This window comes from Methanothermobacter sp. K4, from assembly GCF_022014235.1.
GTDB lineage: Archaea > Methanobacteriota > Methanobacteria > Methanobacteriales > Methanothermobacteraceae > Methanothermobacter.
The window spans coordinates 111,435-134,738 of sequence record NZ_JAKLTD010000002.1 but is presented as its reverse complement, the minus strand read 5'-3'; the positions used below and the strand labels follow the sequence as shown (position 1 = coordinate 134,738).

15 protein-coding genes are annotated in these 23,304 nt (G+C 51.3%); 9 read left to right on the top strand and 6 right to left on the bottom strand.

The window, feature by feature from the left end; translation table 11 throughout:
* The first annotated feature begins 191 nt into the window (after positions 1–191).
* Positions 192–476 carry a hypothetical protein gene (locus tag L5462_RS04480; RefSeq protein ID WP_237779620.1) on the top strand — a complete coding sequence of 95 codons (285 nt, stop codon included), beginning with the start codon at positions 192–194 and terminating at the stop codon, positions 474–476.
* A complete protein-coding gene (locus tag L5462_RS04475) occupies positions 473–754 on the top strand; it encodes a hypothetical protein (protein WP_237779619.1) in 282 nt (93 codons plus the stop codon). Before L5462_RS04480 ends, L5462_RS04475 begins: the two co-directional genes overlap by 4 nt.
* A 69-nt stretch (positions 755–823) precedes the next feature.
* Here L5462_RS04475 and L5462_RS04470 read toward each other — a convergent pair whose 3' ends face one another.
* On the bottom strand, positions 824–1,522 hold the full coding sequence (locus L5462_RS04470) for a hypothetical protein (protein WP_237779618.1): 699 nt from the start codon (positions 1,520–1,522) through the stop codon (positions 824–826).
* Positions 1,515–4,154, bottom strand: coding sequence for an HAD-IC family P-type ATPase (locus L5462_RS04465; protein WP_237779617.1), 2,640 nt, complete (start codon positions 4,152–4,154; stop codon positions 1,515–1,517). Before L5462_RS04465 ends, L5462_RS04470 begins: the two co-directional genes overlap by 8 nt.
* A gap of 129 nt (positions 4,155–4,283) precedes the next feature.
* Here L5462_RS04465 and L5462_RS04460 point away from each other — a divergent pair, with 129 nt between their 5' ends.
* The 4 genes from L5462_RS04460 to L5462_RS04445 all read left to right on the top strand — a co-directional run bounded on the left by L5462_RS04460 (position 4,284) and on the right by L5462_RS04445 (position 7,402).
* Complete coding sequence (locus tag L5462_RS04460; protein ID WP_237779616.1) at positions 4,284–4,556, top strand: ATP cone domain-containing protein; 273 nt, start codon at positions 4,284–4,286, stop codon at positions 4,554–4,556.
* A gap of 180 nt (positions 4,557–4,736) precedes the next feature.
* Positions 4,737–5,612 (top strand): substrate-binding domain-containing protein, encoded by an 876-nt coding sequence (locus tag L5462_RS04455; protein WP_237779615.1) that lies wholly within the window; start codon positions 4,737–4,739, stop codon positions 5,610–5,612.
* A 60-nt stretch (positions 5,613–5,672) separates the two neighbouring features.
* Positions 5,673–6,359, top strand: coding sequence for an ABC transporter permease (locus L5462_RS04450; RefSeq protein ID WP_237779614.1), 687 nt, complete (start codon positions 5,673–5,675; stop codon positions 6,357–6,359).
* Between the two features lie 2 nt (positions 6,360–6,361).
* Positions 6,362–7,402 carry an ABC transporter ATP-binding protein gene (locus tag L5462_RS04445; RefSeq protein WP_237779613.1) on the top strand — a complete coding sequence of 347 codons (1,041 nt, stop codon included), beginning with the start codon at positions 6,362–6,364 and terminating at the stop codon, positions 7,400–7,402.
* Here L5462_RS04445 and L5462_RS04440 read toward each other — a convergent pair.
* The 4 genes from L5462_RS04440 to L5462_RS04425 form a co-directional block, all read right to left on the bottom strand.
* Positions 7,395–9,140 (bottom strand): thiamine pyrophosphate-dependent enzyme, encoded by a 1,746-nt coding sequence (locus L5462_RS04440; RefSeq protein WP_237779612.1) that lies wholly within the window; start codon positions 9,138–9,140, stop codon positions 7,395–7,397. The two genes, L5462_RS04445 and L5462_RS04440, sit on opposite strands and share 8 nt — an antisense overlap.
* Positions 9,141–9,149: 9 nt before the next feature.
* Positions 9,150–9,383: a cytochrome b5 domain-containing protein gene (locus L5462_RS04435; protein WP_237779611.1), complete on the bottom strand. Its 234-nt coding sequence runs from the start codon at positions 9,381–9,383 to the stop codon at positions 9,150–9,152.
* 80 nt (positions 9,384–9,463) lie between these two features.
* Positions 9,464–10,015: a DNA protection during starvation protein gene (gene dps / locus L5462_RS04430; RefSeq protein WP_013295686.1), complete on the bottom strand. Its 552-nt coding sequence runs from the start codon at positions 10,013–10,015 to the stop codon at positions 9,464–9,466.
* An 83-nt stretch (positions 10,016–10,098) separates the two neighbouring features.
* On the bottom strand, positions 10,099–10,890 hold the full coding sequence (locus L5462_RS04425) for a ZIP family metal transporter (protein WP_237779610.1): 792 nt from the start codon (positions 10,888–10,890) through the stop codon (positions 10,099–10,101).
* Positions 10,891–11,041: 151 nt separating this feature from the next.
* Here L5462_RS04425 and L5462_RS04420 point away from each other — a divergent pair, with 151 nt between their 5' ends.
* The 3 genes from L5462_RS04420 (at position 11,042) to L5462_RS04410 (ending at position 23,292) form a co-directional block, all read left to right on the top strand.
* On the top strand, positions 11,042–13,798 hold the full coding sequence (locus tag L5462_RS04420) for an ATP-dependent DNA helicase (protein WP_237779609.1): 2,757 nt from the start codon (positions 11,042–11,044) through the stop codon (positions 13,796–13,798).
* Between the two features lie 10 nt (positions 13,799–13,808).
* Complete coding sequence (locus tag L5462_RS04415) at positions 13,809–14,225, top strand: YkvA family protein (protein ID WP_237779608.1); 417 nt, start codon at positions 13,809–13,811, stop codon at positions 14,223–14,225.
* 301 nt (positions 14,226–14,526) lie between these two features.
* Positions 14,527–23,292 (top strand): carboxypeptidase regulatory-like domain-containing protein, encoded by an 8,766-nt coding sequence (locus L5462_RS04410; protein WP_237779607.1) that lies wholly within the window; start codon positions 14,527–14,529, stop codon positions 23,290–23,292.
* Positions 23,293–23,304: the final 12 nt, after the last annotated feature.

Genomic DNA, 23,304 nt, shown 5'->3' with positions numbered 1-23,304 from the left:
GGAGAGAAGTTCATGACCCGTGAGAGGGAAAGGACTGGGATTAGGGTAATCTTTCCTGGGGAGAAGTTCATGACCCGTGAGAGGGAAAGGACTGGGATTAGGGTAATCTTTCCTGAGGAGAAGTTCATGAACCTGGTATGTGAGGGAAAGGACTAAATTATCCAGGGGACATATATGTACATGGTGATAATATGATCCCCTATGGACGTGAATTCCAGGTGGCCCAGCTCATATCCACAGTTATAACAGGTTTGAGCCTCATCTACATGGTGAGGGTCTCTGCTCATGACGGCAGATGGATTCCCATGACCATCGCGGTTTCACTGCTATTCGTATCAACGGTGTTCGGTTTTATGAGGGAACTGACTGCGTTTGATCTTATGAGGACCCTTGAGTGGGTCTTCATCATGCTCGCGGCTGCAATGTTCCTCTATGCCTCGGTGAGGTCCAGCAGAAAACTGGAGGCTGAGACATGATAATAATTCTCCTCAAGGCAGCGGCCCTCATATTCATGAGCCTTGCAGCGGTGGTTTCTGTGAGGAACTACATGCTCACGAGGTTCGCGTCGGGAGTATGGGGATTCGTGTCCATGGGACTTGTAAGTGGCACCATAATCGTAGCTGTGAGGTTCGTAAAGGAATTCATACCCCTCATGGAACTGGAGGTCGTCAAGATCTGCCTTCTCCCTGTTATGATGGCATTCATCCTTGCAGCGTCATTTGAGCTTAACAGGGACATACTGAAACCCATATGATAGTCTTTCATCCGTGTAGGTTAGAGGATAGTGGAGACCTATCTACTCCTTCTCTTCATTATAGTGGGTCTATTCATCCTCTTCATCTATCCCCTCGAACCTTGCGATCTCATCAACCCAGTCAAGGCAGTAGTTCTTCTCCTCGGCCCTCCTTATGAGTATTATACCCGTAACAGCCCCGAAGATACCGCCTATGAGATCTGTGAGGAGGTCCATCATGGTGTCGGTTAGGGGGTCCATCACAGGGGACCCCTGCGTTGGGCCCGTGGGCGGGAAGTGTTCTATGTGCCTGTAGAGATGGTGGTCGTAACCGTACTCAACCAGTTCAAGGAGTGCGCCTATACCCAGTGTCACGAATATTATGAGGAATGCCATTATGAAGAGGCTGGTCTTTATCTTCCCGTAGACATAGGCGGTGTACATGAGCATCATCACGATGAGGGCCACTATGAGGGGGACTGTGAAGTGCATGAACTTGTCATAGTAGGCTATCCTCCCGTAGAGGCCGAAGGTGTTGCCGAGTATATACTCCAGTGCGACCACGGTGAGGAAGAGGATCTCTATCTCAACCGGGACGACGCTGAGGCCGTCGGGGTGCCTGAGGGCCGGTAGGTACACCACGGCCACTGCAAGGAGCGTCATGAGGCCGAAGACCTTTGTACCCCCTGCCCCGAAGACAACTATTATCAGACCCATAACCACAAGGAATATCCTCATTGCCGTAAGCAGCTTCCTCTTCCATGAACCGTTCTCTCTGCACTCATTCATCCTTCAACCTCCCCATGATGTACTTCTCGGCCTCTATTGAGAGGAGGCCCGTGAGTGAGAATGGTATTATTATGCCCCACCACTCAGGGGGGAACGCTGAGGTCCTGAATATGGCCTCAAGGCCCGGGAGGTATACTATGATGAGGGTGACTGCTACCGTAAGGAGCACACCTGATGCCACCCACCTGTTTGCTGGGGGAATCCTGAGGACGGATTTATCCAGTGACCTTGCTGTGAGGAGATAGAAGACGTGTACAAGGATCACCGTGGTGAAGGTCACAGTCCTTGCCCCTGTAACATCAAGTCCCCCTGAGATTCCCATATAGAACACGGCGAGCCCTGAGAAGGCCATTGCAGCGGATACCAGGCCAACCTTCCTTATGAATGCAGAGTCCACTATTCCGGTCCCGGGGTCCCTTGGTGGTTTTTCAAGGACCGACTCATCCGACGCCTCTGCAACGAGGGGGAGGGCGAGGAGGACACCATCAAACATGTTTATCCAGAGAATCTGCAGTGGAAGTAGGGGGAGGTTGGAGCTGAAGGTGGGGCTTACAGGTGCAAGGAGAAATGATAGGAGTATTATGAGTGCCTGGCCCCCGCTTGTTGGAAGGACATAGTATATTATCCTTCTTATCCTTTCATAGACGTTCCTTCCCTCATTTACGGCCGTAACGATTGTGGCGAAGTTATCATCTGCAAGGACCATATCAGCTGATTCCCTTGCAACATCTGTTCCGCTGCCCATTGCAACGCCGATATCCGCCATTTTAAGTGCCGGGGCATCATTCACTCCATCGCCTGTCATTGCAACGATCTCACCGTTCTCCCTGAGTATACCTGTTAGGGCGTACTTGTGATCAGGGGTTACCCTTGCAAATACGTTGCAGTCCTCCAGGGATTCTCTGATCTCATCATCATCCATTGATGATAACTGGGGTCCCGTGAGTACCCTGCTGGTTTCTATTCCAAGTTCAGCTGCAACGGCCCCTGCAGTGGCAGCATGGTCCCCTGTTATCATGATGATCCTTATACCTGCGGATTTACATTTCCCAACAGCCTCAACGGCTTCGGGTCTTGGGGGGTCAATCATTCCCTGGAATCCCAGGAGGATCATGTCGGTGAGGTCGTCATCCTGGATCTCAGTACCTGAATGCATTTTCTCTGCAAATGCAAGGACCCTCATACCCTCTGATGCCATTTCATGTATCTTATCCATCAGTTCATCTTTTTCAATGGGTTTCAATCCATTCTCTGTTATTTCATGGCTGCACATATCTATTATCCTCTCAGGGGACCCCTTTACGTGTATTAAACCATCCTCTGTGAGGACCGCCATGTACTTTCTTGTGGAGTCGAAGGGCACCTCATCGACCCTTTCTGTTCTCTCCCTTATCCCTCCCTTATGGGCCGCCACGATGAGCGCCGCCTCTGTGGGGTCACCATGGACTTTTCCGTCGGCAACTGATGCGTTGTTGCATCTCAGGCCGCATATGAGGATGCGCCTGAGGGGTTCAGGCAGGTCTGTGACCCTGGAGCCACCAAGGGTTATATCACCCTCCTCACTGTAACCTGCACCCTCAACCCTGTAGAGGGCTCCGCCGGCGTATATGGATTTTACCGTCATCTCGTTCTTTGTGAGTGTCCCTGTCTTATCGGAACATATCACAGTGACGCTTCCAAGTGTTTCCACCGATGGGAGATTCCGTATTATGGCGTTCCTCTCTGCCATGGCCCTCACTGCAAGTGCAAGGGTCACGGTGAGGACAGCTGGAAGACCCTCAGGGATTGCAGCCACAGCCAGGGACGTTGATGCAAGGAATGATAGTACCACTTCGTATCCAAACAGGAGTGCCGCTATGAAATTGAAGGCCGCGAGGGATACAACAGCCAGCGCTATTCTCTGTGAGAATTCATCAATCTTCTCAAGGAGTGGTGTTTTAACGTCAACCGCCTTCACCCTCTCTGCTATTCTGCCGATCTCTGTTTCCCTCCCGGTTGAAATCACAGCCCCCATGGCCCTCCCCTCTGTTATCAGTGTCCCGCTGAAGAGGATATTCCTGAATTCGCCCTGGAGGATATCCTCCTCTTTGAGCGGGGCTGGGTCCTTTTCAGCTGGGACGGATTCCCCTGTGAGGGCTGATTCATCCACTAGGAGGTTCTTTGATTCGATTACCCTTATATCTGCGGGGACCCTTTCACCGGCACCCAGGAGGGTTATGTCGCCGGGGACGAGGAGCCCTGAGGGGATCCTCATTTCCTTTCCTCCCCTGATTACGGTGGAGTATGATTCTGTGAACTTTTGAAGTGATTCGATGGCCTCAGAGGCCTTTCCCTCCTGTATGAAGCCTATGATGGAGTTCAGAACCACAACCCCTGTGATTACAGCGGTGTCAATCCATTCACCTATGAGGGCTGTGAATATGGCGACGGTGAGGAGTACATATACCAGGAGGCTCTGGAACTGTTTCAGAAACCGGAAGATGGGGTGGGGTTTTCTGAATTCGATCTCATTGGGGCCATGGAACTCAAGCCTCTCTGCGGCATCCGCCTCTTCGAGGCCATCGGGCGATGTTCCAAGTTCATCAAGTGCCCCGGTCACATCCATTTCAGATATTCTCTTCCAGGGAGTCATTCCAGCACCATATGTTTTGAATACCTTTATTTTTATGTAATCTGTTCTGAATAAGCTTTATCAGACCCTCCCTTTTTTAACTGGAAAAAAATTTATTGAAAGATGAACATAATATCACAGGTGATGGTTATGAATGTGATAAAGAGGAGGGGTTCAAGGGAAGCCTATGATCCATCCAAGATAAGGGCCTCACTTGAGAAGGCTGCCATTGATGCAGGTTACAGTCCTGAGGAGAAGAGGGAAATCATTGAGAAGGTCTACCAGACCGTTACCGAGAAGATAGAGGATGAGAAGGAAATCAAAACTGATACCATAAGGATGTGCCTTTTAACTGAGCTTGATAAATGTGAGCCCTACATTGCAAGGTCCTGGAGGAGATTTGAGAAGAAGTATAAGGGTTAGGGCCTCTGAATAATCAGCCCCATTTATTTATCTGGGAAAGGGTAGGAGCATTTTAAGATTTGAGGATCACCACTCCTTTTTATTTATATAGGTGACGTGGTCCATTCCTCCGCCACGATATCGATATGTATATATATTGCATGTCGATATAGTATGTCGGTGGTAATGGAGGTTCCATGTATGGAGAAAAAATACGTTGCTATGGCGGCCCTTATTGCAGTGATTATAGGGGCAGCCATTTATGGAATATCAAACAATGAAAACAGGCAGATACTCAGAATATCCACAACAACAAGCCTTGAGGATACAGGGCTCCTTGAGAGCGTGGAGGCGGCATTCGAGAAGAGGTACCCTGGTATCGATGTGCAGATAGTTTCAGGTGGTACCGGTATAGCCCTTGAACGCGGAAAAAGGGGTGACGCCGACCTTGTCATAGTGCACGACAGGGGTAGAGAGAAGGAATTCATAAATGATGGCTACGGTACAGGAAGATACCCCTTCGCCTACAACTACTTCTACATCGTGGGACCCGGGGATGACCCGGCGAATATCAGGGAAGCTAAATCTGCAGAGGACGCATTCAGAAGAATCCTTGAAGCCGCAGAGAAGAACCCCTCCGTTAAATTCGTGTCAAGGGGGGATAACTCCGGCACGAACTCAAGGGAGATAAAAATCTGGAAGAACATAACAGACTACAACACAACAGTCAATGGCTCAGCATGGTACATCGAAACAGGAAGTGGTATGGGAGACACACTCAGGGTTGCAGACCAGAAGGGCGCCTACACACTCACAGATTCAGGCACCTACCTCGCCTACAGAAGCAACATCACACTCGTAACATACCTAACACAGGATAAGGCACTGCTGAATGTCTATGCAGCAATACCCGTCAACCCAGAGAAGGTAAGGGGTGTGAACACTGCGGCTGCAGAGAAATTCGTTGAATTCCTCCTTAGCGATGAATGCCAGAAACTCATATCAGAGTACGGAAAGGATAAATACGGCCAGCCACTCTTCACAGCCCTATATGGAAGAGAAGAACCAAAAAGCTAAATATGGATACAGAATATTTTCATTTAACTGATTTTCAAGTCTTCCAGGAGAGGTTGAGGATTGAACGAAATAGTAACAGGATTCCTAAGGGCCATCGAGCTCATGGCATCACTTGACCCTGAACTCATTGACATAACAGCAAGGACCCTCATGGTTTCAGTCTCATCCACAGCCCTGGCATCACTAATTGCAGTTCCAGCGGCGGCAATGATTGACCTGAAGGAATTCACAGGAAAAAGGGTCCTCCTGAATGTTATACAGACCCTCTACAGCATCCCCACTGTACTTGTGGGTCTCTTCGTATTCCTCCTCATCTCACGCTCAGGGCCCCTGGGTCCACTCAACCTCCTCTTCACACCTGCGGGTATGATACTCGGCCAGACCATACTCATCCTCCCATTGATCACAGGCTTCAGCCTCACAGCCCTCAGAAGTGTTAAACCGGAGCTCAGGGACCTTGCAAGATCCCTGGGCGCCACCGAGTCCCAGGTTATGCTGAGGGTCCTGGAGGAGGCAAGGTACGCTGTAATGGCAGCCATCATCCTGGGATTCGGGAGGGCAATCTCAGAGGTCGGCGCCGCAATAATGCTCGGGGGGAACATAAGGGGCTTCACAAGGGTCATAACAACCGCAATATCACTTGAAACCTCAAGGGGGAACCTTGAACTCTCAATAGCCCTCGGGATAATACTCCTCGTCATATCACTGGCTGTTAACACAGTACTGAACCACTTCCAGGAGAAATAGTCATGAAAGTGCTTGAACTCCACGGGATAACAAAGACCTACAGGGATTTGAGGGTCCTGGATGATGTTAATCTTGAGGTGAGGGACGGTGAGACCCTGGGGATCATAGGGCCCACAGGGGCAGGTAAATCCACACTGCTACGTATAATAAACCTCCTTGAAAGGCCTGACACTGGTGAGATAATATTTCAGGGCGAAAATGTGGCTGAAAAGAGGGAGGTGGATGTCAGAAGAAGGATGGGGATGGTATTCCAGAACACCCCAACATTCAGAGGTACCGTGAGGGAGAGCATCCTCTACGGCCCCCATGTGAGGGGAATAAAACCAGAGGCCCGGGAGGTCAGGGAGGTCCTTGAACTGGTGGGCCTTGAGGACGCCTCAAGGAAAACAACCGAACTATCAGGTGGTGAGAGGCAGCGCCTGGCCCTTGCCCAGGTGCTCATAAACCATCCTGAACTTGTACTCCTGGATGAGGCAACAGCGAGCCTTGACCCGGTATCCACGAGGAGGATGGAGGAGGTCATAGGTGAACTTGACGTTACGGTGGTACTCACAACCCATGACCTCATTCAGGGGCAGAAGCTCTCTGACAGGATCGCCATACTCAACAGGAGGATACTCCAGGTGGGTGAACCCGAGGAGGTATTCAGGAGGCCCGCAAGCCGGTTCGTTGCAGAGTTCGTCGGTGCAGAGAACATCCTCAGGGGGAGGGCAGGGGTAACCCCTGACGGTGTAACCATCATAGAATGTGACGGTGTGAGTATCTACTCGTCGGAGAAGGCCGAGGGTGTGGTTTCAGCCACTGTGAGGCCTGAGGATATAACCGTCTCCTGGAGGAGGGTGGAATCAAGTGCACTGAACCAGCTCCAGGGTACCGTGAAAGCGATACGAGATTCAGGCACCCTCCAGGAACTTGAGGTGAGGTGTGGTGGTGAGATGTTCACTGTCCACGTGACAGCAAGGTCACTACATGATATGGGAATCACCACAGGCTCAGAGGTCTGGCTTGAATTCAAGGCCTCAGCGGTCCATGTAATCAGATGAAACGCCTCGGGTCGGTTTCAATGTCCACGACCACAGGTCCATCTGTTCTGAGGGCATCTGAAACAGCCCCCTCCAGTTCACCCGGTTCAGTGACCCGGATTCCACGACCACCACAGTTTTCAGCGAAGCCTGCGAAGTCACAGTTCTGAAGTTCAGTCTGCCAGGTGGGGAAACCCTCAACCCTCTGCTCCTGCATTATCATCCCGAGGCTCCTGTTGTTGAGCAGGAAGACCCTCACAGGGAGATGGTACTTCACCGCGGTGAGAAATTCAGCCATAACCATGGAAAAACCCCCATCCCCGGTTATACATACCACCTCCCTATCAGGAAACTCCAGCTGCGCCGCAATTGAGGCTGGAAGCCCGAATCCCATTGAACCAAGGTATCCTGAAAAGAGGAGTCTCTGGGTGCCCTTCATCTGGAAGTTCCTTCCAAACCACCAGCCATTCTCACCAACGTCAAGGGATATGATGGCCCCCTCATCAAGGAGGTCATTGAGGACCGACATTATGTACTGTGGCCTTATGGGCCTTGAGGATGGGTCAATCTCAGATTCAAGAAGCTCCAGCCACCTCTCCCTGAGTTCCCTGAGCTCTGCCCTGTAGGACTCCCTCCTCCTCTCACGGGTCATGGAGAGAAGGCCGGGTACTATGAGTGATGATCTGCCCTCAAGGCCCATCTCCACAGGGTGGCGCCTTGCGATCATGAGGGGGTCGGTGTCAATCTGCAGGATCCTCCCAGGGGGTAGCTGTGTGAGGTCAGAGAAGGACGACCCGATGACAATGAGGAGATCCGATTTCCTGATAGCCTCGGCCGCTGCAGTTGACCCAAGACTCCCATGACAGCCCAGGTAAAGGGGGTGGTCGTTATCAACAATCCCCTTTCCCCTGAATGTGGTTACAATCCCGGCACCTATCCTCTCTGCAAGTTCAACAACACCCTCCGAGGCTTCAAGCGCCCCGAAGCCAGCGATTATTATGGGGCGCTCTGCAGAATCAATGAGGCTCGCCGCATCCTTCAGCTGGCGCCTGGGGACGGTCACAGATACAGGGGCAATTGAGCCGGCCAGTGGCCTCACACCGGCACTGCACTCCATCGTCTGGACGTCCCGGGGGACATCAATATGGGAAACACCCTTCTCAAGGATGGCATGCTTCATGGCCTCCCTCACAATCTCTGAGGTTTCATCAGGGCTTATGAGGGTCATGTTGTACACTGTCAGGGACTCGAAGAGGCTGTGCTGGTCTATCTCCTGACTTGCACCTGTTCCTATCCTGTAGGTTTCAACCTGTCCGGTCACAGCTATCACTGGCGCCCTGTCAAGGGCAGCGTCCAGGAGACCTGTTATGAGGTTCGATGCCCCTGGACCAGCCACGGCCATGCAGACCGCAGGGTGTCCTGTGAGCTTACCATAAGCCGATGCCATGAATGCCGCCGCTGCCTCATGGCGCACCTGTATGTACCTCACCTCACGGTTCCTTCGTATGGCATCAACAAGTCCCAGTGTTGAGGTGCCCGGGATCCCGAAGACGTACCTGACGCCCCAGGCTGCAAGCTGTGCTATAAAGACATCCGAGACCGTCCTCCCGGTCCCCCCGGATCTGGACCCAAGCCTCACAAACGCATCCTTTGGTGCGTTACACACAGGGCAGCGCCATTCCCCTGGTAGGGAGTCGAATTCACCCTCATGTTCCTCATGGAAGATGTAATTGCATACCGTGCACCTGAAATCTGCCATTTGAAGCCCTCACTTCACCTTCAGGGTACCAACCACAGGGAACCTTTCAAGGAGTTCCCTCCCATGGGGGGCGTCCTCCAGTTCATGGGTGAGATCCCCTCCTGCCCTGTGGATGACCTGGTGGCGCCCATCCCTCCAGAGAAAGCTCTCTGATACATCGTAGACCCTGCCGTCACAGGCAACGTATGCGGGACCTGAAATCCCATCAAATTTTCTGAGCTCCTCGGGGGTGAATTCCCTCATTCCAGCACCCAGCCGCTACACGTCTGCCCCGGTTTCTTTATGATACTCATGGTGAACTCCCTCACCCCAACGGGGAGAGACTATTCAAGGAATTTCCTCACAAAGGGTGAGGTTTCACCGCGCCTCATGAAGTGTCCTGAGGGACCCTCACCCAGGAACTCTGAGAACCATGACTCATGCTGTATCTCCTCATGGAGTATTGAGAGTGCAAGGTCATAGGTCCTGTGGTCCTTACCGGCTGTTATATTGCATATGTGGGTGTACTGCCTCACAGCGCACCTCTCTGCGGCCACAAGGACCTCAAGTATCTTCATGGTGTCAGTGGTCTTCTCGGGGAGGTACGCTGGGGGGCAGCCTGAGATATCATGGAATTCCTTCATGTCCTGTGGGAGTTCACCTCCAAGCTCGTATATCCTTGGGACAAGTGCCTCAAAGTGGTTCCGATCCTCTATCCTTGCAGATTCCGCGATCTCCTTTATCCCCTCACCATCAAGGCCTATCAGGTTGGCCCTGAGGATCGTGTAGTAGTAGAAGGTTGTGAGTTCCGCCGCGGCGTTCTTCACAAGGAGTTCAACGAGTTCATCCACATCTATACCTGAATTTTCAACCATCTCACGGGTAACCCTGGCCATACTATCACCTCTGAATATTATGTAGAACATCCCTAATAAAATGTGATAGTGAATACCCTTCCAGATCAATTTCTGAAAAAATTTCAGGAAAGAGCCAGGTCAAGTATCATCATGAGAACAAAGCCCAAAAGGGCGGATACCGTGGCAAGGTCCGTGTTACCCCCGCTCTGACACTCAGGGATGATGTCCTCTATAACAACGAATATCATGGCACCCGCAGCAAAGCCAAGGGCATATGGCATGACCCACGAGAATGAGTAAACCAGAATAGCGCCGGCAACACCCCCGAGGATCTCAACGAGACCCGATACCTGGCCATAGGTGAAACTCCTCCACCTGGATAGGCCCTCACCCCGGAGGGGCAGGGAGACCGCTGCCCCCTCAGGGAGGTTCTGTATGCCTATACCCAGGGTCAGGGTGATTGGGGCTGCAAGTTCGCCTGTGGCTGCAGCGGCCCCGAAGGCAACACCAACCGCAAGCCCCTCAGGAATGTTGTGTATGGCAACAGCCAGGAGAAGGAGCCTGTTCCTCCTCCAGGTCGTGGGGGGCCCCTCTGCATCCTCAGGATCGCATCCAGGGTGAAGGTGGGGTATGATCTTGTCCACACCTGAAAGGAAGAGTCCCCCTGCAAGGAAACCAAGGGCCGGCGGTAACCACTCAGCATACCCGTTGAGGGCTGATAATTCAATTGCAGGAACCAGGAGCGACCAGAAACTTGCAGCAATCATGATACCCGCTGCAAAGCCAAGTGAGGAGTCAAGGAGTTTCCTCTCAGCCCTTACAGGCAGAAAAACCAGGGCAGCACCTGCAAGTGTCATGAGCCAGGTGAAGACGGTTGCAAGGAATGCGTTGAGGATGGGGTCTGCAGGGTTCATTGTAGATTGTATGTCTGTGGTAACCTAATAAAGTTACACAGGAAAACACATCTTGAGAAATCGGTGACTAGAATATCACCACCGGGATTGCTGCACTTTTACCGGGGGAAAACATTAATATATTCCCCAGCCAATCTATGAAACAGTCACGATGACAGGATCACTCTGCAGGAAAGGGGAGGCGTGTACAGAGAACCAGAAGAGGGCCGTTAAGAAGACCGACGGGCCACTTGTAATTGTGGCAGGACCCGGGGCCGGGAAAACAAGGGTTCTTGTTGAGAGGACAGCTTACCTTGTTAAAAGAAAGGGGGTTAGCCCTGAGAATATCCTCGTTATAACCTTCACAGAGAAGGCTGCAGATGAGCTGAAGTCAAGGCTCATAAACTGCGTTGGACTGGACGCCGAACTCATGCAGATATCAACCATACACTCATTCTGCAGTACCATACTTAGGGAGCACCCTGAGGAACATGACCTTGGAGCCGGATTTGAGATCCTGGATGAGGAGTCCCAGCTGATGTTCCTCAGGTCAGTATTCTACAGGATCGGACTGAACAGCTTCATGAGGATGGGTGAGGTCCATGAGGCAATCGAATTCTTCAACAGGTGCACCGAGAACTGTGTGGACCCTGACGAACTCATGGAGGCCCTCAAAAGACGTTACCCTGATAAGAGGAGATACCATGGCATGGCAGCCTGCTACGCCCGCTACCTCCAGGCGCTCAGGGAAGAGAAAAAGATAGACTTCCCTGGACTTGAAAAGGAGGTTTACCTCCTCCTTAAATCAAATGAGGATGTTCTTGAATCTGTCAGAAATAAATACAGGTACATAATGATCGACGAGTACCAGGACACAAGTCCCATCCAGGAGAGGATATTCAGGACAATAGCAGGACCCGGATCAAGCATATGCGTTGTCGGGGATGAGGACCAGAGCATCTACGGGTTCAGGGGCGCAACCCCCGAGAACTTCATAAGGTTCAGGGATGAATACGATGCAGAGGTGGTGTTCCTGGAGGACAACTTCAGGTCCAGGGCCGGGATAGTTCTCACAGCCGACAGGTTCATGAGGGGGGAGAGGCACTACAGGAAAACCATAAAGCCTGTGAGGGGTGGCGGAACAGATGTGGTGATACTGAAGAGCCGCGACGTTAACTCTGAGGCCCGGAACATAGCATCCCTCATAAAGAAACTCAAATCCACAGGCAAAATCCCTGACTACGGATACGTTGCACTTCTATTCAGGAGCGTGCGCTACCATGCAGATAAGGTACTCAGGGAGCTCAGGAGGGAGGGTATACCCTACATAGTCCGCGGTGACGGATCATTCCTCAAAAGGTACGAGGTGAGGAGTATGCTCTACTTCCTGGCCTACGTGGACCCCCCTGATTACGATGATAAATTCAGGGGAAGATGGGGCGGCTGGTGGAACATCTCCATGTTCCGCGGAGACTTCCTTAACCTGAGTAATGAAACACTGGAAGCCCTCGAATCCCTTGAAAGGAATGTGAAACTCTCAGACTTCACATCAATTAAGGAACTCGAAGATGTGGGTATCAGGGGAGAGGATGCAGAGAAGATACTCGGCCTCAACAGGATCCGGAAGGAAATTGAAGACGGCTCACTGAGTGTCCTCCAGACCTTCTACAGGATACTGGAGGTGACGGGTTACCTCAGAAGACTCCTCCTTGATGGTACTGACACAGCCAGGGCAAGGATATTCAACCTCGCAAAGCTCAGTTCACTCATAGACAAGTATGAGACAATAAAACCGGGAGCAAGGATACAGGACATCCTCTGGTACCTCTACCTCCTCCCCCAGCACCTCCACCATGACGAGGCCGTCCTTGAGGACCCTGCATCGGTGAAGGTGATGACAGTCCACCAGGCAAAGGGCCTTGAGTTCCCGGTTGTGTTCATCTGCTCTGTCATAAAGGGGAGGTTCCCTGGCAGAAAAAAGAAGAGGAAGGAACTTGTGCCCATCCCCCGGGAGCTGCTTCTCTCCTCCGAGGAGCCAGAGGACGAGGATCGGCGCCTATTCTACGTTGCAATGACGAGGGCGCAGGACGCGCTAATAATCTCCACCGCACCCCGAATCAACACGATGAGGGTGGGGATCTCACCATACATCACCGAGTTAAGGGAGAAGTGCGGGATATACGAGTGTGAATGCACATCCATCGAGGGGTGCCTTGAGAGGGAATGGCCAGAGGAGACCCTCAGGATCAACTTCTCGGCCCTCTTCACCTACGAGGAGTGCCCCTTCAGGTACATGCTCATCTACCATTACGGCTTTGTATACCCTGAAACCTTCATGCAGCGCTACGGTATCATACTCCACAGGTGCCTCGAGGAGCTACACCTTGCAATAAAGAATTCAGAAGACATAAATGGGGCATTCATAAGGGAACTCGTTGAGAGGTGCTGGATACCAATGGGAAGAGATGATGAGGTGAAAAAGAGGCGCCTTGAAAGGGAACTCCTAAATTACTACCATGACAGCAGGGACCATATAGAGGAGGTTGTATCGGTGGAGGAGCCCTTCTCCATACCCGATGACGATATAATAATAGAGGGCAGAACCGACCTCATCATCAGGAACTCTGAGGGTGAACTGGAGCTTGTGGACTTCAAGGCCAGGGAACATGGGGGGATCGAGAGGATGGGACTCGAATACCAGCTCAGGACCTATGAGTACGCGCTGAGGGATAGATACCATTTCGACAGGCTCTCTGCATATGCCATAAGGGACTCCATGAGGATGTCATTTGATTCTGACCACAAGTTCACTGTGAGGGAGAGAATAGAGAAGACAGTTGAAAGGATAAGGAGGGAGTGTTTCGAGCCCCGCAGGAATCAGTTCTGCTCAAGGTGTGTATTCAGGAACTTCTGTGATGTGGGTGATTGAGGTGTTTCTGATGGATTTCACGCATTTCTATGATGTTTTACGGGAGAATATTAACAGTTACCGTGGAGAATATGAGAGGATAGTGGACTACGCCCCGGATCTCTTCCGGCTGCTGGCTGATGTGCTGAGGAGTGATGAGCTGGGGGGTGATGAGAGGCTGAGGATATCCGCCGCCATGGGTTACCTGGTGGCCCCTTACGATGTGATACCCGAGGAGATCTACGGGCCCCATGGATACATTGACGACGTGTACCTCTGCGCTGTGGTGGTGGATGAGATCGCATCCAGGCACGGATACGGTTTCCTTGAGGATTACTGGGCTGGTGATGAGGACCTTGAATATGTGATTGAGGAATGCATCCAAAGGACCTCTGAGATACTGGGTGATAGGACAATCGAGGTTCTTTCATATGCTGGTTTCAGATGACCACTTTTTTCTCGGGATTGATCCCATGATATTTTCAGGATATGACATAATAATGGCCAGTAATGTAATTAAAGCCCTGATGATATACTGTTTTCTCTAAAGCCATGTGATATTGGCTTATGGCCCGTAATGTAATTAAAGCCTGATGATATCTGGAAAATTTAAATAATGGAGTTGAACATTGGAAAATTTAAATAATGGAGTTGAACATATATACAGTTAGCAACTGGGGGTTATAAATACGGGGGGGTTAAATTTGCATGCCTTCAATTCTGATCCATCCACCTGGTGGTCATCCAGGATGGGGCTTCTGGTTCTCATCACATCAATGATTATTTTTGCACTGAATGGTATCTCATATGCTGATGAAATCAGTGATCCAACCATACCACCCCCTGATACTGATCCCTCAGGGACCGTCAGGTCATGGACTGGCACACCGATTGAGAATGCAACTGTAAAAGCCCTTCAGGGGGGCGTGGAGGTCGCTGAGAATACCACCAACGCCCTGGGGGCTTACAATCTGATTCTACCCCCAGGGGAATATGAACTCATGGCATCGGCCAGTGGCCACACACAATCATCAGTCACCGTGGATGTAACCGAACCCATCCAGGTCGACTTTGAGCTTGCAGAGCTCAACTCATTCTATGGTATCATCACGGACCCTAGGGGGGTCCCACTTGAAGGTGTCATCGTTGAGGTCCGGGAATCCAATGGTATAACAGTGGCTGATGGGTACACCGGTCCCGATGGAAGGTACCTTGTAAATTATGGAAGGTACTTCCTTGACCATCCCGGCGCAACCAGCGCCCAGCTCACCCTCATGGCCTTCAGGGGTGATCTATTCACCGGTCAAGAAACCAGGATTGTGGTCCCGGGTGAATCCCACAGGGTGGACCTTGAACTTGAACACCTCACATCCATTGCAGGTACTGTAAGGGGAGCCGGAACATCCCCGGGCAGTGTGCCGGTCACCCTTATCCTTGATGGTGGTGCCCTGAACGGATACACCGATGCCTATGGAAACTTCCACTTTGAACTTGCAGGGGACGATGCCCTCCTTGTGAGGGGGATCCGGGTGGAAGCCTACGGGTATGAGCCCTACATTCAGGATCTGAGTGTTGGGGTTGGGGATTCCATTATACTCAACATCATACTCACTGAGAGGTCATCCCTTACGGTCAATGTTACTAACTCATCAGGATACCCTGTTGAGCACGCCCTCGTCTCAGTACCTGGAAGGATCGGTTATACCGGGGAGGACGGTCTGGTGAAATTCGCGGTTGAGGATGGTGAGATAACCGTAACTGTTTCACATCCCCTCTACGCCCCAGAAAGCAGAACAATTCAGGTTGATGAGGGTGAAAACACCCTCAGCATTGAACTTGTCAGAATGGGTCTACCTGTGGAGGTTTGGGGCAGAGTGCTTGATGCGGCTACACTGGAGCCACTTGAGGGGGTTGAGGTTGTGGTCAGCGGGCCTTCAGTGTACCTAAACACCTACACCGACGTTGATGGTAACTACCTCTTCACAGCCTCCAGCCCCGGGTTGATATCAGGGATCCAGGTGAAACTCACAGCACGAAGGTGGATGTACCGCCTCCACCAGGAAACCCTGAGGATTCCTGAATCAGGCTTTGAGAGGCTCATACACCTTGAACATGAAACCGTGCTATCAGGGACTGTGAGAAACCCTGATGGTGGAGTGGTTTATGCGGCTGTAAACCTCAGCTACCCACATAATGGTGAAATCATCCAGTTAACATCTCATGTTGATGAGGACGGATACTACCTCTTCTATGGTGTGGAGTCATCAGACACCGGTAACTATGACCTCCACGCCGAACACCCCCTCTACAGACCCTATCATGCGCTGATAACCCTTAACTCCTCTGAGGAGAATACCCATGATATCGTGATGGGGTACTATGATGGTTCAGTAACCTTCACGGTACTGAACTGGACAGGGGACCCAGTGCAGGGTGTGGGGGTTCAGCTCAGGGGGCCTGGTTATCTGTACGGGCTCAGCGGATCCGATGGTACTGTCCCCTTCACCCACCTCCCTGATGGCCAGTGGGTCTACAGCATTGACCATTATGGTTACGTCCCGGTCACCGGAAACATAACGTTGAGCGGCGGGAGCCAGGAATCTGTGACTGTGAGGCTCATAAGGAAGGGCCTTCCTGTGACACTCCAGGGGCATGTATATGACACCGGGGGACACCCCCTGCGGGGTGTGAGATTAGTATTCTGGCCCGACCCAAATCCTGGATACACATCAATCTCAGGGACCACGGATTCCAGTGGATTCTACACCTTCAGCACCCAGAGTTACCCCCAGCTTGTATCAGGTCTTGCAGGGACCCTTGAAACATACCTTTCACACTACAGGGATGCTGTAATCCCCATGCTGATAGGTGAGGGCACCATAACCCTGGACATATACCTTGAACGCTGGCAGTCAAATATAACCGTGAATGTCACCGACATATACGGCAACCCGGTATCCGGTGCTTACCTTTACCTCTGGGGTCCGGACCGGTACAATGGCGTCACAGGTCCTGATGGACTCGCTGTGTTTGAGAGCTCCCCGCCATCAGAGGAGTGGGATATTGCAGTTTATCATGATAATTATTATGCATGGGACGGGTACTGGTACACCCTTGAGGAAAACCAGAACCTCACAGTCAATGCAATACTTGTCCCAAGAACCATACCCTGCAGGATAGGTGGAACCGTCGTTGATGATGTGGGTGTTCCAATCTACAATGTTAACGTGGACCTCTACTACATAAATGCACTGAAACCTGAGAGGTGGGGTAATACACCAAACACTAAAACAGATGCACGGGGCAGATTCTCATGCTCGCTCTATGACACCACCGCCAACATCATGAGACTTGTGTTCTCGAAGGATGGTTACAGGAACCTCACTGTGGATATAATGCCCTGGGAACTCCCCGTGAACCGCACATTCACCCTCCAACTTGATGTGGTGGAAACAGGGAGGGTTCAGGGTTATGTGAGGAACTTCATGGGCGGGCCGCTTTCAGGAGTGACCGTCACGGCATCAAGGGTGGGTTACCCCAGCATCTCAAACATTACAGATTCCAGCGGCTTCTACAGCTTCGATCTTCCAGCCGGGAACTACCTCTTCACAGCCTCCAGCCCCAGCCATATAACTGTGAGTAAGGCCACAACGGTTGCGCCCAACCTTATAATCCCTGTGGATTTTGAATTGCACCTTAGAAACTCTGTTTATGGTCGGGTGCTGCATGAGAACTTTAACAGTGCCCCTTCACCTGTAGATGGGGCGCTGGTGGAACTTGTAAGGGATGGTGCATCAGTGGCATCCACCCTTACTGACTCTGAGGGGAGATATGAGATAGCCGCCCCCATATCAGGATCATATAACCTTACAGTCGCGCTACACCCATATGAGTCTATATCAGAAACAGTTAACCTCCAGGAAACATCTGCTCTCTTGAGGGAGATTGTACTGCGTCCTGGTCCGTACTCAGGCTTCCATGGTACGGTAACAGATGCTGTAACCGGCCTTCCCCTGGGGGGTGTCACCGTTACCCTCAGACGTTACATCGGTGAATTTGTTGACCTTGAAATTGAGGTGATCACAGGTTCGGATGGATCATACAGTTTCCAGTCACTGTACCCATGGAGAGACTACACCCTGGACTTTGAAAAGCCTGGATATGTCCCTGTGAGGGACCTCTGGTTCTTCCCGGATACTGGTGAGGATGTTGAACACAACCAGCCGCTTCAGCCTCTCATCTCAACGTTGGTTGAGGGCCAGATACTCTGCTGGGCCGGGCCACTTCAGGGTGAGGTGGTCCTTGATGGTGCCATCAGTATGATAACAGGCCCTGATGGCAGATTCGAGTTCACTGATCTCATACCCGGCTACCATGTACTTACAGCCTATGTAGGTGGCTGGGCAGAGTCCGTCTACTTCTTACTTGGAAATGGGGAGCACCTCCACCAGGATGTTGTCTTCAGGACCTTTGTGATTGACAGGTACCCCTCACCGGGGGAGGTCCTCAGGGAGCTTCAGAGTGTTGGTGTGAGGCTCTTTGGTGGAAGGGAGGGTGCTGTGGCCACATTGAACCTGTATCCTGGAACAGCCGCCACAGGGACACCGCTCCCAGGGGTGCTCTCATGGACTGGGGACTGGCTCATATTCACGCCCTCCTCAATGCCCCCCAGGGGTCCCTGCACAGCCCGGGTTGAGGTGCCGGGTGAGGTGACAGCTACCTGGACATTCCAGTACCTGCCACCAACGAGTAATCCGCCAGTTATCACATCTTTTAGCCCCCAGGATGGCTCATTCCTCAGGAAACCCTCAACAGTACCTGTTACAGTGGCTGTGAGAAACGACCCTGGAAATGGATTATCATTGGCTGACTCAGGGATCCTCCTGGATAACGTGCCGGTTGAAGCCCAGATAACAGGGGATAACCTCACAGGAATCTGGACAATGTCAGCGACGCTTTCAGGCCTCTCAGCCGGATGGCACACGCTAACCGCAATTGCAATTGATCCCCAGGGCCTCGGCGCATCACTGAACTGGAGGATATTTGTATCACATAGTTCAGGTCCCATCATAAGCAATCTGCGGGTCACCCCTGCATTTTCACCTGGAAGGGGAAGCATGCATATAACCGCAGATTTAAGCGAACCCGTAAGGTCAGTCTCTCTGCTCTTTGAGATACCCTCCAACAGTGTTGAACTTGGAGGATTTGAGGATAGAATAGATGGGTACTGGAGCGGATGGCTGAGGGACTGGCAGAGGTCATTCATCCCACCGGATGGGGAGATACACTTCACCATCATGGCCGTGGGAATGGACGGGGCATTCTCAAACACACTGGGTGGTTCAACAATCATCGATACAACAGGACCTGAAATTATATTAACAGATCCAGATGTGCTTAAATCAAGAAATACCACCATAAATGGTCTCCTGAATGACCTCACAGGGATCTTCAGTTTCAATGCAACATCAAAAACCTGCACCGTGACACCTGGCTTCACGGCAACCACATTCAAAGTGGAAATTTCAGCCCCCTCTGACGGCTACCATGAGATAGTGATGAACGCCACGGATATCCTTGGAAACTTCCGCAGAGTGGTCTACAGGGTCCTTATAGACACCTCAAATCCCCTTGTCCAGTTCACAGCTCCAGGAGAGAATAGCACCGTGAGACCAGGCACTCTACTGAGCTTCAGGGTATCAGATGGACCCTCAGGACTCTGGAGGGGCTACCTCATGTACTCCTCCACCAGGAGACCTGATCCTGTCCCGCAGGACATCAGGGTTCTCCTTGACGGCAATGACATAACAGGCAGGCTGGAGTACGGCAGGAGGACATATTCTGATCCTGTAAGTTCAAGCACCTATGGATACTGCTACACGGCATCCCTTGAATCCATTGAGGTAACATACAATCCCAGATTATATGGATTCCTCAACGATGGCCAGCACACACTCCAGGTCACGGTAAAGGACCGGGCGGGTAATGAGGAAACCTCTGAACTGCACTTCTCAAGCTTTACAGGAAACCCTGAAATCATAGAAAAGAGTATTGATATGATCTCAGAGGAGAATGAAACACTGATCCTCATATTTGATGTGCAGGAGAACTCAGATGGTGGATTCGATAAATTCATGCTTAATGTGGATGGCTCCACGGTAGCGGCACAGCCCCTCATAACCCCTGGCCTCCTTCCCTACATGTGTAATGTGAGATATGAGGTTACAGGAAACTTTGCAGAGGGCCCACATACAGTGAGCCTTACAGTTACCGATGGCAGGGGATTCTCAGGCACACTGGACACAGGATTCTATCACCTTGAAAGGACACCTGTAAGCCTGCAGAACTTCAATGCAAGATACATGTACATCCCTGACATCAGTGTATACTCAGGAAACCACACCCATGACCTTAAAACCAACAGTTCATACTACTTCAAACATGGCAGCAGCGCCCTTCACGGTTACTGTTCCATGGATGGGCCCAGCAGGGATCTCCTCAGGAGATACTCAGAAAGATCAAGCAACATGATCCTCCCGATGGGGGGGCAGCTGGCGTTCACCATAGCAGAGACCCCCTATATGAATGCAGCTGATGCAGAATTCCTCTCACTATGGATGACAGATATAGAGGTCATCAACAATGTGTACTGGGGATGGGGTGGAGGCATACTGGTCTACTTCGATGATGGACGCGGATACAACCTCCTGGTGAATAACACCACCGGTATCCCTGGTTTTGACCTCCTAAGCACACTGAACCCCCCTGCAATACTCTACGTCAGGCATGAAGCCCCATGGGTGAACTGGGCCGGTGTTGTGGATAACAGCGTCGCATCCAGAAGGGGGGCTGATGGAAGGATATGGAAGAACTACATCTTGAAGATACCTGAGGGCCTTAACACAGCCAACCTGAGGTTAATATTTGTATGGGAGACCGTAAACTGGTTCCAGGACAGGGTGGGCATGACCGTCTCTGTCTCATCAAAGATAGACCATGTTGAATTCGTTAAGTCCATAGTGGACCGCGTCTACCCTGACTTTGGTGAGGAGGACGTTAAACTCAAACCAACAATATGGGCCCAGTTCAAGGTTCCCCTTGATACTGCAAGGTTCAGTTCAGAGGTATTCCACCTCAGGAACTCTGCGGGTGGAATCATAAACGGAACAGCCAGCTACGATCAAACACTGCAGAGGGCCTACTTCACACCCTTCAGTGAACTTGGAGGCCTCAAAACCTTTACGGGATACGTTAGCCAGGATATAAGGACGATTTATGGTGTTGTACTCCCAAAGATCGGACCATACACATGGAAATTCACAACAGCCCGTGGACATCCATCTCTATGGCAGACTATCATGTATAATGGAGAGGAATACTGCATATACCTTGTTTGGGGACCAGACTACGCTGGAGGAAAACCAGGCTACCTTTACTCAGGAAATGAACTTGTATCAACCTATGGAACACTCCTTGAGATACAGGTTCTCAAAAGGGTTGGAAGCAACTACTATGAGATAGGGGACATGGACCTCAAACGCATGATATTCCAGGCAGCCCAGAGAAAGGCCTTCTACACTACCTTCAATGTCACATCCCCTGAACTCATATCCCAGTCAACCAGGGACTGGATTGAGGACCGTGCAGGAAGCTGGAGCGCCTGGGCACTCTGGGGACTCGCATGGCTGGTCTCAGACCCGGCCCCGATACCTGACGATGATGAGGTTATAAAGGACATGATAGCCCTCATACTGGGTGATGGCTCAACACCAGCCACACTTACAGGGGTTGAACAGGCACTATCCTGGTTCTCAACGGGACTCACAGGTGCAAGTAAAATAAACGATGCTGTGGAAAAACTGAGGGAGATGAAGGCCAAGAAGGCAGGTAACAAGTTTGAGGAGAGTGTCGTGGGTGATGTCCTTGAGATAGCAGAATTTGTTAAGGGAGAACTTGACTTCCAGCGGGAGCTCTGGGAGTACGTCTTCAAGTGCATGTGGCAGCTGAGGGTTGCAGAGAACTACCGGCCACAGTTAACAGCCATCCTCCCGTATACCTCTGGAGGTACACAGGAGGCCATCAGTGAATTCCTATCAGCAAGTATAAACACGGTGAAAAGGGATGTAGCCATAAAGGTGGCTGAGCACATCGGTAAAACCACTGTCAGCCTCATTAAAGACGCTATTATTGAGACCGTCAGCAAAAACCCCTACGGTAAGATTGTGGTGACGACACTGAAGGTCTTCTTCAAGATAGCAAGCTTCACAAGGTGGGATGATGTCCATGCATCATCAAATGTTGCAGTAGCATACTCCGACGCAGAGTACAGCTTCCACAATGCCCGGGAGGCACTGGTCAGTACCTTCAAGCTCGTATCACAGGACAGAATTACAGTTAATGACGTCACCTACCCACCGGTTGCTGGAAGGCTCTGGTACGGTGCAGGGGGATACTTCTATGATACCATGCTCAAGATAGCCAGGATCATGAGGAACTGGCCAACATCCGATAGGAGTTCATGGGACGCTGTAATACCTGTATATGAGAGATACGCCTCAGAGTACCTTAAAAGGAGTGGCAGCTTCATACCCGAGGTGCTATCATCAAACACCGATATAATGAGTCTCCTCACCCTCATAAAGGGGGGCACGCAGGGTAAACCCTCAAGGATATACCTGGCAGCCTATTCACCGGTGGCACTTCTTGTAACAGCGCCTGATGGTCGCAGGATAGGATATGATCCTACACGTCCTGAGGGTCAGAGGATAGTCAACGACTTCGGTGCCGGTGCATTCTACAACAGCCCGTACAGTGAACCGCAGGTTATGGTCATACCCGCGGGTATAGGGGAGCTCAGGATACAGGCCTTCGGGGTTGACACGGACAGTTACAGGATAACCGTTGAGGTCCTCGATGAGGATGGAAACCCCATTTCAGGTTCAGAGTGGACCGGTAACATCACCCCTGGTGTATATAAATTCTTCAGCATCCTCATAGACCAGTACGGTTCAACCTTTAAATATGATAGCAGGGCACCGGTTATCAGGGTTACAGGTGTATCAGGTGGTGGAAGGTACACAGGTACGGTTAAACCCCTCATATCAGTGGCTGATGACAACCTTGAGGGGTGGTTCGCAACACTTAACGGCAAACTCTACAGCGGTGGACCGGTGAGTTCACCCGGTGTTTACACACTGGTTGTGAGGGCCACCGATGGAGTGAACGTGGTCTACAGTACAGTGATCTTCATGATACAGGGAGTTTCACCGGTGAAGCCACCCGGGGAGGGTGAACAAGGCGGTGCCAGGGAGACTGCAGCGGTAACAGAGGCGTACACTGTTTCAGGTGCTGTGAGTGAGGTACCCTCCAGGGCTGTGGTGCCACCCGCTGAAATGGTTAACGTGACACCCACAGGTGTGATGGGAGGATATGATTACACATGGCTTGCGGTGTCTCTCCTGGTATCAGTGCTCATAATTGGGGTGTACGGGGCCCTTAGAAGGAGGAATACCTGAAAATATGATTAT

Coding starts and splice junctions, on each gene's coding strand:
- L5462_RS04480 (WP_237779620.1), top strand. CDS start 192: ATGATCCCCTATGGACGTGAATTCCAGGTGGCCCAGCTCATATCCACA.
- L5462_RS04455 (WP_237779615.1), top strand. CDS start 4,737: ATGGAGAAAAAATACGTTGCTATGGCGGCCCTTATTGCAGTGATTATA.
- L5462_RS04440 (WP_237779612.1), bottom strand. CDS start 9,140: ATGGCAGATTTCAGGTGCACGGTATGCAATTACATCTTCCATGAGGAA.
- L5462_RS04475 (WP_237779619.1), top strand. CDS start 473: ATGATAATAATTCTCCTCAAGGCAGCGGCCCTCATATTCATGAGCCTT.
- L5462_RS04465 (WP_237779617.1), bottom strand. CDS start 4,154: ATGACTCCCTGGAAGAGAATATCTGAAATGGATGTGACCGGGGCACTT.
- L5462_RS04415 (WP_237779608.1), top strand. CDS start 13,809: ATGGATTTCACGCATTTCTATGATGTTTTACGGGAGAATATTAACAGT.
- dps (WP_013295686.1), bottom strand. CDS start 10,015: ATGGCCAGGGTTACCCGTGAGATGGTTGAAAATTCAGGTATAGATGTG.
- L5462_RS04445 (WP_237779613.1), top strand. CDS start 6,362: ATGAAAGTGCTTGAACTCCACGGGATAACAAAGACCTACAGGGATTTG.
- L5462_RS04460 (WP_237779616.1), top strand. CDS start 4,284: ATGAATGTGATAAAGAGGAGGGGTTCAAGGGAAGCCTATGATCCATCC.
- L5462_RS04470 (WP_237779618.1), bottom strand. CDS start 1,522: ATGAATGAGTGCAGAGAGAACGGTTCATGGAAGAGGAAGCTGCTTACG.
- L5462_RS04420 (WP_237779609.1), top strand. CDS start 11,042: ATGACAGGATCACTCTGCAGGAAAGGGGAGGCGTGTACAGAGAACCAG.
- L5462_RS04435 (WP_237779611.1), bottom strand. CDS start 9,383: ATGAGGGAATTCACCCCCGAGGAGCTCAGAAAATTTGATGGGATTTCA.
- L5462_RS04425 (WP_237779610.1), bottom strand. CDS start 10,890: ATGAACCCTGCAGACCCCATCCTCAACGCATTCCTTGCAACCGTCTTC.
- L5462_RS04410 (WP_237779607.1), top strand. CDS start 14,527: ATGGGGCTTCTGGTTCTCATCACATCAATGATTATTTTTGCACTGAAT.